At 61.1% G+C, this 15460-nt stretch carries 11 protein-coding genes; 8 read left to right on the forward strand and 3 right to left on the reverse strand.

Annotated elements, in window-relative coordinates:
- Positions 1-56: 56 nt before the first annotated feature.
- Positions 57-4913: an NAD-glutamate dehydrogenase gene (locus tag TU74_RS02350; protein WP_047294228.1), complete on the reverse strand. Its 4857-nt coding sequence runs from the start codon at positions 4911-4913 to the stop codon at positions 57-59.
- Between the two features lie 511 nt (positions 4914-5424).
- Here TU74_RS02350 and TU74_RS02355 point away from each other — a divergent pair.
- Positions 5425-5784 carry a hypothetical protein gene (locus tag TU74_RS02355; protein WP_048374883.1) on the forward strand — a complete coding sequence of 120 codons (360 nt, stop codon included), beginning with the start codon at positions 5425-5427 and terminating at the stop codon, positions 5782-5784.
- An 18-nt stretch (positions 5785-5802) separates the two neighbouring features.
- On the opposite strand, the gene TU74_RS02360 is transcribed toward TU74_RS02355, so the two are convergent.
- The gene (locus TU74_RS02360; RefSeq protein WP_047276529.1) at positions 5803-6633 is read right to left on the reverse strand and encodes a DMT family transporter; all 831 of its coding nucleotides are present in this window, start codon (positions 6631-6633) and stop codon (positions 5803-5805) included.
- A 32-nt stretch (positions 6634-6665) separates the two neighbouring features.
- Positions 6666-7427, reverse strand: a complete 762-nt coding sequence (locus TU74_RS02365; protein WP_048374887.1) for an iron-containing redox enzyme family protein — start codon at positions 7425-7427, stop codon at positions 6666-6668.
- Positions 7428-7574: 147 nt separating this feature from the next.
- Between TU74_RS02365 and TU74_RS02370 the strand changes: the two genes are divergently transcribed.
- From TU74_RS02370 to TU74_RS02400, 7 genes are all read left to right on the forward strand, one after another.
- Positions 7575-8465 (forward strand): LysR family transcriptional regulator, encoded by an 891-nt coding sequence (locus TU74_RS02370; RefSeq protein WP_048374889.1) that lies wholly within the window; start codon positions 7575-7577, stop codon positions 8463-8465.
- Positions 8466-8615: 150 nt separating this feature from the next.
- Positions 8616-9575, forward strand: coding sequence for an AAA family ATPase (locus TU74_RS02375; protein WP_016780594.1), 960 nt, complete (start codon positions 8616-8618; stop codon positions 9573-9575).
- A 3-nt stretch (positions 9576-9578) separates the two neighbouring features.
- Complete coding sequence (locus TU74_RS02380) at positions 9579-10523, forward strand: DUF58 domain-containing protein (RefSeq protein WP_048374891.1); 945 nt, start codon at positions 9579-9581, stop codon at positions 10521-10523.
- Complete coding sequence (locus tag TU74_RS02385) at positions 10520-11014, forward strand: DUF4381 domain-containing protein (RefSeq protein WP_047275479.1); 495 nt, start codon at positions 10520-10522, stop codon at positions 11012-11014. The genes TU74_RS02380 and TU74_RS02385 overlap by 4 nt, the downstream gene beginning before the upstream one ends.
- Positions 11007-12083 carry a vWA domain-containing protein gene (locus TU74_RS02390; RefSeq protein WP_048374893.1) on the forward strand — a complete coding sequence of 359 codons (1077 nt, stop codon included), beginning with the start codon at positions 11007-11009 and terminating at the stop codon, positions 12081-12083. The genes TU74_RS02385 and TU74_RS02390 overlap by 8 nt, the downstream gene beginning before the upstream one ends.
- Entirely contained in the window at positions 12080-13816 is a 1737-nt protein-coding gene (locus TU74_RS02395; protein WP_048374895.1) for a tetratricopeptide repeat protein, read from the forward strand. The genes TU74_RS02390 and TU74_RS02395 overlap by 4 nt, the downstream gene beginning before the upstream one ends.
- Positions 13813-15447 carry a BatD family protein gene (locus TU74_RS02400; protein WP_048374897.1) on the forward strand — a complete coding sequence of 545 codons (1635 nt, stop codon included), beginning with the start codon at positions 13813-13815 and terminating at the stop codon, positions 15445-15447. Before TU74_RS02395 ends, TU74_RS02400 begins: the two co-directional genes overlap by 4 nt.
- Positions 15448-15460: the final 13 nt, after the last annotated feature.

Here is a 15460-nt window from a genome sequence, read left to right on the forward strand (position 1 = left end):
GGTGTCCAACTTTTGGGGTGCAGTTCAAGCCGGGGCTTTTTTTACCGCTTTGTCCCTCAGATCGCGGTTTGACCGCTCATGGCCAAGTCCAGCAGCTCACGGTTAGCGACGGCATACATCGCATAGTCATTCCCCGTCGCTGCACGCAAGTCCACCAGCATGGCGCGCCAGCGCTCAACCATGGTCTGGTTCTGCTCAAGCCAGAGCGCCAGACGCGCCTCGATGCTCTCACCGGCATCGGTCATTTGCAGGACCGAGACCGTGATCGCCCGCTGCTGCCAGTCGATATCGTCGCGGAAGGCTTCACGGGCCAGCGCTTGCCAGTTGTTTTCCACCGGCAGGTTGCTGATTTGCTGCAAGTACCAGGTCAGGTCCAGCGCACTGCCAACGGCGAAATACGCCTTGGCCACGTCCACTGCGTTCTGCCCGGTCACATCCGAGGCTTCAATGATCGGCAGCAAGGTGTACAGGTGCGTGGTGCCCGCCACCATGCGTGCCAATAACTCCGGAACGCCCGCCTCGACATACGCCTGGTAGCGCGTCTGCCAGCCTTCACGGGTCGGCCCTTCCAGCAGTTCGTCAAGTTTGAGGCCCAACGCTGCCAGATGCGGCCCGAAGTGCGCCACATCCCGCGCGGCGTCCAGCTCATTGCGACGGCTGCGCAGGAACCAACGCGTGGCGCGACGCCCTAGGCGCATCAGCTCATCCATCAAAGCCAGTTGAATCTCGGCCGGCACTTGATAATCCAGCGCCTCGATCTGACGGAACCAGTGCGGCAGGTGGAAAATGTCACGCACGATCACGTAAGCACCGGCCACATTGGCGGCGCTCATGCCGGTCGACTCTTTGAGCCGCTCAACAAACGTAATGCCCATGTGGTTGACCAGATCGTTGGCGATCTGGGTGCTGACGATTTCACGCTTCAGGCGATGACGACGCATCGCTTCGGCGAACTTGCTGACCAGCATCGGCGGGAACGCTGTTTCCATGTCGCGGGTCAGGTAGGCGTCATCCGGCACCTGGGAGTTGAGCAACGCTTCTTTAAGGTCGATCTTGCTATAGGAAATCAACACCGACAGCTCGGCACGGGTCAGGCCATGACCGGCCGCCACGCGCTCGTTGAGCTGCTCTTCAGAGGGCAGGAACTCAATGGCTCGGTCCAACTTGCCACGCGCTTCCAGATCGTTCATCAGGCGCTTGTACTCGGCAATCCGCTCATAAGCACGGCGCGCCGCCAACGATATGGCCTGCGTCTGCTTGTAGTTGTTGCCCAGCACCAACGCACCCACTTCGTCGGTCATGCTGCCCAGCAACTGATTGCGCTGCTTCTCGGTCATATCGCCGGCCTGCACCACTTCGTTGAGCAGGATCTTGATATTCACTTCATGGTCAGAGCAGTCAACACCACCGGCGTTGTCAATGAAGTCTGTGTTGGTGGCACCGCCATTGAGACCAAACTCCACACGACCCAATTGCGTCATGCCGAGGTTGCCACCCTCACCCACCACTTTGCAGCGCAACTCGTTACCGTTGACGCGCAGTGCATCGTTGGCCTTGTCGCCCACATCCGCATGGCTTTCGCTGCTGGCCTTGACGTAAGTCCCGATGCCGCCGTTCCACAGCAGGTCGACCGGCGCCTTGAGCAAGGCGTTCAGCAACTCGGTCGGGGTCAACTTGTCAGCGGTGATTGCGAAACGCGCTTTCATTTCCGGAGAAATGGCGATGCTTTTTGCGCTGCGCGAGAAAATACCGCCGCCCGCCGACATAATGCTGGTGTCGTAGTCCGACCAGGCCGAACGCGGCAAGTCGAACAGGCGCTTGCGCTCTGCAAAGCTGTTGGCAGGCTCCGGGTTGGGATCGATGAAAATATGCAGGTGGTTAAACGCAGCCACCAGTTGCAGCGTGTCCGACATCAACAAACCATTGCCGAACACGTCACCGGCCATGTCGCCGATACCGACCACGCTGATGCTGTCTTCCTGAACGTTGATCCCGCGCTCTTTAAAGTGGCGCTGCACACCGACCCAGGCGCCTTTGGCGGTGATGCCCATCTTCTTGTGGTCATAACCGGCCGAACCACCCGACGCGAACGCATCACCCAGCCAGAACCCGTAGTCAATGGCGATACCGTTGGCGATGTCGGAGAAGGTCGCAGTGCCTTTGTCCGCAGCCACCACCAGGTACGGGTCGTCCTCGTCGTGACGAACGACGTTCAATGGCGGCACCAGCGCACCGTCCTTGAGGTTGTCGGTGATGTCCAGCAAGCCGGAAATAAAGATCCGGTAGCAGGCAATCGCTTCTGCCTGAATCTCGTCGCGGCCGCCGCCCAGTGGCAAACGACGCGGGACGAAACCGCCCTTGGCGCCCACCGGCACGATGACCGAGTTCTTCACTTGCTGGGCCTTCACCAGCCCCAGCACTTCAGTGCGGAAGTCTTCTTCACGGTCCGACCAGCGCAGGCCGCCGCGCGCAACGTTGCCGAAGCGCAAATGCACACCTTCCACACGGGGCGAATACACGAAGATTTCAAACTTGGGCACCGGCTTGGGCAATTCGGGAATCAGGTGCGGATTGAACTTGAAGCTGAAATACGAACGGTTCTGGCCGTTGGCATCCGGCTGGTAGAAGTTAGTCCGCAACGTGGCCTTGATCAGGTCCAGATAACGACGCAGGATGCGGTCTTCATTGAGCACCTGAACATCGTCCAGCGCGCTGAGAATCGCCTGTTCCAGACGCTGCTGCTTGTCTTCCAGGTCTTCAGCGGTGAGCTTGCGCGCCAGGTAGAAACGCGTTTTGAACAACCGGGTCAGTTCGCGGGCGATATCGGTGTGGTTGTTCAACGTGCTGGCGATGTAGCCCAGATCGAAGCCCAGACGAATTTGCTTCAGGTAACGGGCGTAGGCACGCAGCAGCGCCACATCACGCCATGGCAAACCGGCGGTCAGCACCAGGCGGTTAAACGCATCGTTTTCCGCATCGCCACTGACGATGTGCACGAACGCATCTTGCAGGGTGTCGTTGAGTTGCTGGATGTCCAGGTTCAAGCCTTCGCCCGCGGTAAAGGCGAAATCATGGATCCAGAACTCACGGCCATTGGCGTGGCGCAGGCGATACGGAAACTCGCCCAGCACCCGCAGACCGAGGTTTTCCAGAATCGGCAACACGTCTGACAGCGCCAGCGGTGTGTCGGCGTGGTACAGCTTGCAATGCAATTCCTGACCGGCGCTCTGCCCCAGCGGCTGGTAGAAGCTCATCACCAGCGGGTTTTGCTCGTTCAGGCTCATCAGGTGCTGCATGTCGACCACGGCCGAGTGCGCCGCGAATCGTTCGCGGTAGCCGGCCGGGAAGCCTTTCGGGAAGTCGCTCAGTACTTTGGTGCCATTGGCCTCGCCGAAGCTCTCGACCACCAGGCTGGCGTAGTCGTCCTGCCAGCTGCGGCACGCCTGGATGACTTCTTTTTCCAGCAGCAGCGGGTCGATATCGATGCGGTTTTTCGGGTCTACCCGCAGAATCAGCTGCACGCGTGCCAGCACCGACTCAGAGAAGAACGTCCAGAACTCGCAGTCCGAGGCTTGCAGACGGTCCATCAGCACTTGCTGGATTTTCTGCCGCACTTCGGTGGAGTACACGTCACGCGGCACATACGCCAGGCAATAGCAGAAACGCCCGTACGGGTCTTTGCGCAGGAAGACGCGAATCTTGTTGCGCTCCTGGATTTGCACAATCGACATCACCGTGCTGAACAGTTCGTCGACCGGCGTCTGGAACAGGTCGTCGCGAGGCAGCACTTCGACCACCTGCGCCAGTTCCTTGCCAAGGTGCGCTTTGGGCTGGAAACCGGAGCGGCGTTCGATTTCAGCCACTTTGCGGCGGATATACGGGATTTCACGCACGCTCTCGCCATACACCGACGACGTGTATAGGCCCATGAAGCGGCATTCCTTCACCACCTTGCCGTCAGCATCGATCTGACGAATCGACACATAATCGGGGTAAGCAGGACGATGTACACGGCTTGGGTGAGCCGCCTTGGCGAACGACAACAGGGTCGGTTCGCGCAGGTAGCTGACTGCGTAGTCTTCGATGCGCAGGTCTTCGGGGGTCAACCCGGCGCGCAGCAGCTTGGTCAGGCCGAGGAAGGAAGCCGGGTCATATTCAATATGGCCACCGTCCGCTTCATCGCGCACCACGAACTCTTCGTAGCCCAGGAACGTGAAATGGTTGCCCACCAGCCATTCCAGAAAACTCTTGATCTCGGCTTTCTCATCAGCCGCCACGGCATACTGGCAACTGTCGATGCTCGCCAGCAATTCCTGAACCTTGGCCTTCATTGGCTCAAAGTCAGCCACAGCAATGCGCACTTCACCCAGAACCTGTTCCAGCTCTTTGCTCAGCACATTCAATTCAGCGGTATTGGAGCAGCGGTCGATCTCCAGATACATCAGCGACTCTTGGGAAACACCCTCGCCCTGCGTACCCTTCGCCAGGATTTCCAGCAACTCGCCCTTGCTGCCACGGCGTACGCTCAGAACCGTGGTTTGCAGCGTATGGATGCTGTAACCGCGACGGTTGAGTTCGGTACGTACCGAATCCACCAAAAACGGCAAATCGTGGTGCAGCACTTCGACGGCGGTGTGCGTCGATTGCCAGCCGTGACGTTCGTAATCCGGGTTGTAGACCCGCACTTGAGGCTGGGCCGGGTCAAAACGTTCAAGCAGGCGCCAGGCCGACAGCGTGCAGCCGGCAAGGTCGGACATGCGACGTTGAGTGAGTTCATCCAGAGAAATGATGCCGAAGAATTGCTCGGCGAACAGCGCCACTTGTGGCAGTGCCTGTTCACTGATGTGCTGCGCCAGTGCCGCTTGCAGTTGATGCTGGAAGTCGGCCTTGCTGGCTGCGGTGAAGAACGCCATCTGTGGTACTCCGCTTGGGCTTGTTATTGAGAGAAGCGTCGCGTGCTATTCCCGCATGGGGAGCTGCCCATGCTGCGTGAGGCTGGATGTGGCAACCACCCTCAATGCACAGCATGACAGGGAGGTGAAGCTGGCCGCGACCCAGGGGTCACATTCACGTTCCAGGAGGGGTATCTACAAAAACGACTGACCGCTCAGCGGGCTGTGTCTTTAGAGATAACTATCCCGGATGCAGCTTAACGAGAGAGATGCCCGCGATACTTGCGATGCGGCGACATATTCAGTCATCGGGACGTAACCGCGGGCGCTGCTCATGTTCAACCCTAGCACTCGATAACGAAAAAACTTCACGGAAAATACCGTTTTACTGACGTAGGAATCTGAAATGACTGACAGTCGAAAACACTTCAGTTGCGCCGTTTCAGCATTCAGACCTGCACAAACGCGCGCAGGCTGGCAAACTTGCCGCTTTTGATCGCTCTGCAGGCGCCCAAGCGCCAGGAATTAGCCCATGAAAATCACAGCCCCTCTACTGCTCGCCAACCCGTGCGACGAGGAAGAAGAGAACCTCGCCACGGTCTGCTGCTTCAGCGCGCAGGGCGACATGTTTCTGATGAGCCGCTATCCGGACGAAGATGAGCTGGAGATTTCCCTGGGGGACAACGATCCCTCGTCACTGGCAGGGGTCAAAGTCACCCTGAGCCAGACCCGCCTGTTGCTTGAAGTGGCCGCCAGTGACGTTGACGTACTCAATGGCAATGATCACCTTGAAGTCCAGTTCGACGCCGAGGCCACGGACATGCAAGAGCTTGAGCAGACCCTGACCCTCATTCTGGACGGCGTCGGCACCTATGCCAGCGAGCTGAGCTGACACAGACCTCACCTGTCTTCAAGCCGCCCGCCGCATCGCAAACACGCTGCCCAACACAATCGCCATCCCGAACAGCACCCCGCCTGATACCTGGCTGCCCAGCAACACAGCGGCCATCAACATGGCGACGGGAGGCACCAGATACATCACGCACACCGAACGGCTCACTTCGGTGTGCGCCAACACATAGGCCCACAACAAGTAGGCCAATGCACTGGGAAACACCCCCAGCACCAGCACGGCGAGGTTGACCCTGACCGGCGCAGCGCTCACCTGCGCCGCCAGGCCCGGTGCATAGACACCTAACAACAGGGTTCCGGCCCAAATGGTGTAACAGACGATGGTCAAGGGGCTGTAGCGGCTGGAATAGTGCTTTTGCAGCGCGAAATAGACACTCCAGGACAACGCCGCCAGCAGTATCAACAACCCCTGGGGGCGAAAGGTGCCCAAGCCCTTGTCCCCCCAAATGACCACCAGCGCCCCCACCAGCCCCGTGCCCACCCAACACCAACGCCAGGCGCTGACGGACTCTTTAAGCCAGATTGCCGCAATAAACGTGCTAAATATCGGCGTTGACTGCGCCAGCACACTGGACGCGCCGGGGCTGACCCAGCGCTGGCCGGTGTTCAACGCCACATGGTGAATCACAATGGCGAATAGCCCCAACACCATCAACCACGGCGCGTCACGCAGGCGAGGCAAGCCAATGCCGCGCACCAGCGCCACTACGCCCATGAACAGCGACGCCACCAAAAAACGCAGCAAGGCCAAGTGGCCGGGGGTGTAGCTTTGCAAGCCGATATGAATCCCGATCGGCGAATACGCCCAGCACAGCACCACTGCCAGCATTGCCCCGAACAACGCCGGGGCCGTTGCACGCCTCAAGCGCGCACCGCCATCGTCGGGGTTTGAGCCATGGCAACCGCGATGCCCTGCCAATAATGCTCAGTAATGGCCAGAAAACGATTGAACCCGACGCACAGTCCGGCGAAGTCTTCTTGCGTACAACATTCAACGGCCGCGGCTTCGACCGCCTGAACTTTGTGCTCTTTCTCCGCTTCACCGATATGAATATGAAAGTACTCACAGTGCTCATGAAACTCATCATTGTGTTTATACGCATACTGATAATTCCTCGCGCCTTCGTATAAACGCGTCAACATGGAATACGCCAACCACTCTTGCGCCAACAACGCCCCTAATACATGACTTTCAGAGCGCCCCAATCCGTGCGGTGCATATAGCGCATCTTGTTCTTCAATAAATAATTGGGTGGACGCCAACAAGGGCCCGGCTTCCAGTTCTTGCAGCGAATAAGGGCGTTTGGCCAAACGGCTCAACAGGTCAAGCAAATAGCGTTGCAAGAGCGCGCTGTGCGCTTTATGCACATCCCCGCCACCCAACTCCGAATACAGGTTCTTGACGATTTCCACCCGCGCCTGCAGGGTGTTGGCGCGCAGCAACGACAGCGCGACCATCGTCGCGGTGCGCCGGGTACGCGCCCAATAGTTACGGGCAAAAATTTCAACTTCAGCAAATGTCAGGGTTTCGTTGAGCCAGCGTTGATAAAACCCGTTATTGAGTGCGCCATGTGAAAACACAGTCTGCGCCAATGACTCAACTTTTGTTTTTGTAATGTTCATATTGACCTCGCTAACAGAGGGGTTACCCTTCGTTTCATCCAGCGCACACTGACGTCAGCCGCAGTGTTTGCAGAAGTCAATGTCAGTCAGCCCTGGCGCAGCGAACAAGTGATTAATTAAGAGTTCTGAACTCAGGGGGAGTGAACCGTGGAATTGAGCCAACTCAGGATGATCAAGTCGGTGGCCGAGTGCGGCAGTATTGCGCTGGCGGCTCAACACCTGCACTGCGTGCCGTCCAATATCACCACGCGCATCAAACAACTGGAAAACGAACTGGGCACCGTGCTGTTCACCCGTGCGGGCCGAGGGCTGCAAATCAGTGCCGCCGGTCAATTGTTTCTGGGGTATTGCGAACGCATCCTTGCACTGGTCGATGAAGCCCGCCGCGCCGTCACGCCCCACGCCAAGCCCCACGGCACACTGCGCATCGGCGCCATCGACTCGTGCGCCACCGGGCGCCTGCCGCCGCTGCTGGCCGAATACCACCAGCGCTACCCGGAGGTCACGCTGGAGCTGGTGACCGGCCAATGGCCGCAACTGCTTGATGACGTCCAGCACCATCGGCTGGATGCCGCGATTGTCGCCATCGATGTTCAGCACCCCAAATTGCTCAGCACCGCGCTCTATCACGAGCCGTTGATTTTGATTGCCGGGGCTGCCCATCCGCCGCTCACGGACTTGAGCGCCATCTCCCGGCAAACCGTATTCATGTGGCCAGCGGGCTGTCCGTACCGCGACACACTGGAACAGTGGCTTGCCGTACACAACGTGCCCATCAACAGCGTGGCCTACGCCAACTGGGGCAGCATCATCGGCTGCGTCGGCGCCGGGCTGGCCATCGTCCCCGAGGGCATGCTGGAGCGTTTTGGCACCGACGCCACCTTGACGCGCTATCGTTTCAACGACCTGCCAGCGGTGCAAAACCGGCTGGTGTGGCACCGTGAAACGGGATGCCACACGGCGCGCGATGCCTTCGCCAACTTGCTGGCAGAGCACTTTTCACCGAAGAATCCGGGGCCGGCCACGGCGTGCAAATAAGCAACATTCTCAACAACCGGGTTGTTTTGTGCTTTTTCCACAAAAACCCCGACTGGCATTAGTCCCAACCCCCTGCAATGGATTAAAGTAACGCCCCCAGCCCCGGCGCAATTCATGCGCCGCCGGTGTCCTTTTCAGGAACAGTCATCGATGGAACATCGTGAAGCGCTGCTTGCGCTGCGAACCTTTCTTTCAACGCAGATTCTCGGTCAGGAAAAGCTGATCGACCGGCTGCTGATCGCGCTGCTGGCTGACGGCCACATGCTGGTCGAAGGCGCCCCCGGCCTGGCCAAGACCAAGGCCATCAAAGAACTCGCCGAAGGCATCGAAGCGCAGTTCCATCGTATTCAGTTCACCCCCGACCTGTTGCCCGCCGACATCACCGGCACCGAGATCTATCGCCCCGAAACCGGCAGTTTCGTGTTTCAGCAAGGCCCGATCTTCCACAACCTGGTACTGGCCGATGAAATCAACCGCGCCCCGGCCAAGGTGCAGTCCGCCTTGCTGGAGGCCATGGCCGAACGCCAGGTCAGCGTCGGGCGCAGCACGTACGAGCTGTCGCCACTGTTTTTGGTGATGGCCACGCAGAACCCCATCGAGCAGGAAGGCACCTACCCGCTGCCTGAAGCCCAGCTCGACCGTTTTCTGATGCACGTCAAAATCGGCTTCCCGGATGCGGCGGTCGAGCGCCGTATCCTGCAACAGGCCCGTGGCGAAGCCCTGAACGGCGAAACCAAGCCCGAGCGCCGGGTCAGCCAGCAAGCCATTTTCGCAGCGCGCAAGGAAATCCTCGGTTTGTACATGGCCGACGCCGTAGAGGAATACCTGGTGCAACTGGTCATGGCCACCCGCACCCCCGGCAAATTCGACCCGGAGATGGCCGAGTGGATCGCCTATGGTGCCAGCCCCCGCGGCTCGATTGCGCTGGACCGCTGCGCCAGGGCCCACGCATGGCTCGCCGGGCGTGACTTTGTCAGCCCCGAAGACATACAGGCCGTATTATTCGACGTGCTACGTCACCGCATCATTCTGTCGTTTGAGGCCGAAGCCGCCGGCATCGACCAGGACCGCGTGGTGCAGCGCATTCTTGACGTCGTCGCCGTTGCCTGACCGATGAACAACCCCCTGCCCGCCGAACCCGGCATTCGCGTGACCCTGGCCGAGCTGATCGAAATGCGCCATCGGGTGCGCGAAGTGCAACTGTTTTCCTCGCCCAGCCAGCGCAGCCCGCTGGTGGGCCTGCACCACTCAAAACTGCGCGGGCGCGGGGTCGATTTCGATCAGGTGCGGGTGTATCAGGCCGGAGACGATGTGCGCACCATTGACTGGCGCGTCACAGCCCGCACCCTTGAGCCCCACACCAAGATGTTCCATGAGGAACGCGAACGGCCGATTTTCATCCTCGCCGAACAAAGCCGCCGACTGTTTTTCGGCTCGGGGCTGATGTTCAAGTCCGTACTGGCCGCGCAAGCCGCCAGCCTGATCGGTTGGGCAGCGCTGGGCCACAATGACCGCGTGGGCGGACTGGTATTCGGCGACCACGAACATTACGAAATCAAGCCGCGACGCAATAAACAGAGCCTGCTGCAACTGCTCAACCGCCTGGTACGGGTCAATCAGTCCTTGCACACCGAGGTGCAATCGGACCGCGATGCCTTGGGCATGGCACTGATTCGTGCCCGAGAAGTGCTGCGGCCCGGCAGCCTGGTGATCGTGATTTGCGACGAGCGCGCCCTCACCGACGCAGCCGAACAACAATTGAGCCTGCTGGCCCGCCATTGCGACCTGATGCTGTTACCGCTCTCGGACCCGCTGGACCATGCGCTGCCTGCAGCGGGCTTGCTGCGCTTTGCCGAACGTGGGGCCCAGCTCGAACTCGACACCCTCAACTATGATTTGCGTCAGGCTTACCGCGCGCAAGCCGAAGCTCGCATCGCGCGCTGGGCCTTGCTCGCGCAAAAACTGCGGGTGCTGCTGATGCCCTTGAGCACCCAGAGCGAAATGATCGAACAATTGCGCGACTACCTGAATGCCAAGCGCCCCGGCAAAACCCTATGACTACCCTTGAGCAACTGCAACCGTTGATTGCGCCTCAGGCCATTGGCCTGTGGCCGCCTGCGCCGGGTTGGTGGCTGCTGCTGGTAATCCTTCCTGCGCTGGGCTGGGGCCTGTGGTGGTTACGCCGCTATTTGCCGGCCAAACGCCTGCCAAAGCGCACCGAGCAACCGCTGGACCCGGTACGTCTGGCGGCGCTTGAAGAACTTGCGCGCTTTCCAAAACCTTACGACGGCGCACCCGCCGGTGCCTGGCTGCAACAGCTCAATGGCCTGCTCAAACGTCTGTGCCGCAACCATTACCCCTACAGCCAGAGCCACACCCTTAATGGCCGCAAATGGCTGGCGTTCCTAGACAACCGTTGCCCCGCCGCCGGGCTGACACGCTGGATGGTGCTGGTAGAAGGCGCCTACAAACCCGAATGCAAGCTTGATGACAAAGCCATTGCCGGGCTCAATCAAGCCGTAGAAACCTGGATCCGCAAACATGTTTGAGTTCGCCTGGCCCTGGCTGTTCGCCCTGTTGCCGCTGCCGTGGCTGATGCGTGCTGTGTTGCCGGTGGCGGACAGTGGCGAAGCGGCGCTCAACATCAGCTTTCTGGGCGACCTCGAAGAACTGGCGCGACGCAAAGCCCGTTCGACCCTGCCTTCGTGGCGCCAACAGGCGCCCTACCTGCTGCTCTGGCTGTTGCTGCTGACGGCGGCTGCACGCCCGCAATGGGTCGGTGAGCCGCTGCCCATTGCCGCCAGTGGCCGCGATTTACTGGTGGCGGTTGACGTCTCGGGGTCGATGGATTTTCCGGACATGCAATGGCGTGACGAAGACGTCAGTCGCCTCGATCTGGTCAAAAGCCTGCTGGGCGACTTTCTGGAAAACCGCGAAGGCGACCGTGTCGGCCTGATTCTGTTCGGCAGTCAGGCGTACCTGCAAGCGCCGCTGACCTTTGATCGGCATACCGTGCGCACCTGGCTGGACGAGGCACGCATTGGCATTGCGGGCAAAAATACCGCCATTGGCGATGCCATTGGCCTGGCCCTCAAACGCCTGCGCCAACGTCCGGCCCAGAGCCGCGTACTGATCCTGGTCACCGATGGTGCCAACAACGGCGGGCAGATCGACCCGCTGACCGCCGCGCGCCTGGCCGCTGAAGAAGGCGTCAAAATCTACCCGATCGGCATCGGAGCAGACCCGGAAGACAGCAGCACCAAGGGCCTGTTCGGGATCAACCCCGGGGTGGATCTGGACGAGCCCGCGCTTCAGGAAATCGCCCGGCTGACCGGCGGCCAGTATTTCCGCGCCCATGACGGCAAAGAGCTTGCCGCGATCAAGGACACCCTCGACCAACTCGAACCGGTGGCCCAGCAACCCACTCAGGCGCGCCCGGCCAACGCGCTGTATAGCTGGCCACTGGCAGGCGCATTGCTGCTGAGTGTGCTGATGGTGATTCGCGAACTGTGGCCCAATGCGCTGCTGCACCGCTGGCTGACCGAGGAGCACCGCCTGCACCCTCTGCCTCAATGGCGCCAGCGCCTTAAGCGGCTGCGCCTGCGGAGACGCCGATGAACACGTTCTGGCCGCACTGGTTTCGGCCCGAATGGCTGGCGGTATTGCCCCTGCTCGGCTGGCTGCTGTGGAAACTCTGGCACCGCCAAAAACGCGCCGGGCGCTGGCAAATGATCTTGCCCGTAGCGTTTCAACGGGTGCTGCTGAGCGGCGGCAATGGCCGCGACAGCAAACTGCCCTGGATTGTCCTCGGGCTGGGCTGGCTGCTGGCGGCGCTGGCGCTGATGGGCCCGAGCTGGCAGCGGGTGGAGCAAGCCACGCAAAAACCCGCCGATCCGTTGGTGGTGATGCTGCAACTGACCCCCGAGATGCTGGCCACGGACAGCTCGCCCACTCGCCTGGAACAAGCCCGGCGCAAGGTGTACGACCAGCTGCAAAACCGCAGTGACGCGCAAACGGCGGTCATCGTGTACGCCGGCAGCGCCCACACGCTGGTGCCGCTGTCTGACGACCTGGCCACCAGCCGCAACCTGTTGGAGGCGCTCAAGCCCTCGATCATGCCTCAACCCGGCCATCGCGCCGATCTGGCGGTCGGTAAAGCCTTGCAGTTGCTGGATCAGGGCGCACTGGGCCAAGGGCGACTGCTGCTGATCGGCTCCTCCCTGAGCGCGCAAGAACGGGAAGGCATCCGCAGCCGGCTGGGCAGCGATGCGCCACCGTTGCTGATGCTCGGCATCGGTACGCGCGACGGGGCACCGGTGGTCGATGAAAACGGTCAACTGCTTAAAGACGACCAGGGCGCCATTCTGTTGCCTCGCCTGGACAGCCCCGATTTGCGCAGTTTCTTGCTGGACATCGGCGGCCGCTACCGGCAGGCGCGTCTGGATGATAACGACTTGCGCGGGCTCGGCCTGCTGGACGGCGCACTCCACCTGCGCGCGGACGGCCAGACCCAACGCCTGGACACCTGGGCTGACCAGGGTTATTGGCTATTGCTGCCCCTGTTGCTGCTCGCGGCCTGTGCCGGGCGGCGCGGCTGGCTGTTCTGCCTGCCGCTGCTGTTCTTGCTGCCACAGCCCAGCTATGCCTTCAGTTTTACCGACCTGTGGCTACGCCCCGACCAACAGGGCCAACGCCTGCTGGAACAGAAAAAACCGTTGCAAGCGGTGCAGCACTTCGAAGACCCGATGTGGCAAGGCATGGCGCTGTATCAAGCGGGGGACTACGCCGCTGCAGCTGAGCGTTTCGCCGAGGTCAACAGCGCCAGCGCCCACTACAATCGCGGCAATGCACTGGCCATGGCAGGCGAGCTGGAGGCGGCCATTGACGCCTACGAGCAAGCGCTTGAGCGTCAGCCCGAGTTGCAGGCCGCGGCCCAGAACAAGGCCTTGATCGAGCAACTGCTTGAAGAGCAGCATGAGCAAAGCCACGCCACGCCCGAACGCCCCCCCGAGGCCGAAAACCCGGCACCTGACGCCCAATCACCGGGCAGCACGCCACCCCAGGGCGCGCCCGGTGCTACCCGTCCTGCGCAAGACCCGAGCGGGGCTTCGACGCCTGCTGGCGAGGTCAGTCCTCAGCCTGCGCAACAGCCGGACGCACCGCCGACCGCCCCCGGCGAACCCGAGGTAGCGCCCGCGACCGACCCTGCCCCGTCAGGCATTCGGCCCATTGAAGAAGAACACCGGCAGGCACTGGAACAATGGCTGAAGCAGATTCCCGACAACCCCAGCGAACTGTTGCGACGAAAATTTTGGTACGAACAGCAGCAACATCAGGACACGCCTCAATGAACCGCCTTTGTGCTTTGTTACTTTTGCTGTGGTGCTGGACACTGCCCGCCCAGGCACTGGGGCTGGTCGCCAGTGTCGATCGCGATCACCTCAACTCGGGCGAAACCGTTGAGCTGACGCTGGAATCCAATGACGCCACGCAATTTGGCAAGCCCGACCTCAGCCCCCTTGACGACCTGTTTGAGGTGCGCGGTACGCGGCAGGTCAATCAACTGACCAACCTGAGCGACAGCAACAAAGCCAACACCCGCTGGATCATCACCCTGCAACCCAGGCGCACCGGTACAGTGGTGATCCCGCCGCTGCAGGTGGGCGATTATCACAGCCAGCCGATCAGCCTGACCGTCAGCCAGAGTGAAGCCACGGTCAACGAACTGGCTCCGGTCTTTATTGAGTCCAGCCTCGACCAGTCCAGCGTCTACGTGCAGGCCCAGGCCATCCTGACCCTGCGTATTTACCACTCGGTGGCCCTGTACGACGACAGCAGCCTGACCCCGTTGCACCTGAGCGATGCCATTGTCGAACAGCTCGGCGAGTCGCGGACTTACGAAAAACTGATCAACGGGGTGCGCCACGGCGTCATCGAAATGCGCTACGGGATCTACCCGCATCACAGTGGCGAGCTGCTGGTGCCTGCGCAAACTTTCAGCGCCACCCAGGTCGACAGCCAACAGTCCAACGCCCCGGCGCCCTTGGGCCCTATACCGGGAAAACTGGTGCACGTGACGTCGCCGGACATCCCGCTCAAGGTCAAGCCCAAGCCGCAAGACTACCCGAGCACCGCGCCCTGGTTGCCCGCACGCAGCCTGAGCATGAGTGAAACCTGGAACCCCGAGCCCGATCACTGCAGGGTGGGCGACTCGCTCACCCGGACCCTGACGCTCAAGGCCCAAGGGCTGTCCAGCGCGCAATTGCCCGCACTCACCGCCACCGACGTCAACGGCTTGCGACGCTATCCCGACCTGCCGCAACTGAGCAATCAAATCACCGAAAACGGCCTGATCGGCAGCCGCGAAGAGCGCGAGGCGCTGGTGCCCACCCGCATAGGCCAAGTCGAATTGCCCGCGGTGGAAGTGGTGTGGTGGAACACCCACGAAGATCGCCTTGAGCGCAGCTACTTACCGGCGCGCACGCTGCAAGTCGCCGCCAACCCTGACCTGGCGCTGGACCCTGCCGCCAGCGATACGACGCGGCCGCTGAGCGATGAATCGTCGCTCTGGCTGTGGCAACTCAGCACCTTTGTATTGGGTTGCTCGACGCTGATCGGCTTTGGCCTGTGGTGGCGCGCCCGCTGGCAGCCGGCCATTTTGCGGGCTGCGCAAACTGGCCCCAGCCCGCGCACACTGCTCGATGATCTCAAACGCGCCTGCCTGGCCAACGACCCGCAAGCGACCCGCCAGGCACTCGATGCCTGGGCCCGCCAGCAACCCGAAACCCTGGCGGACATGGCCGCGCGCTTTGTGTTGTTGTCCGATGCGCTGGACGGCCTCAATGGCGCGCTCTACAGCGAGTCCGGCCAGCACTGGCAAGGCGAAGAGTTATGGAAAGCCATTCGCAGCATTCCGGCGCACGAGCGCGAGCAAGACCCCGGCAGCGAGCCGAGCAGCCTGCCGCCGCTCTACCCCAAATAATGTCGAGGTGGCG

This window comes from Pseudomonas lundensis (genome assembly GCF_001042985.1).
In the GTDB taxonomy this organism is placed as follows: Bacteria; Pseudomonadota; Gammaproteobacteria; order Pseudomonadales; family Pseudomonadaceae; genus Aquipseudomonas; species Aquipseudomonas lundensis.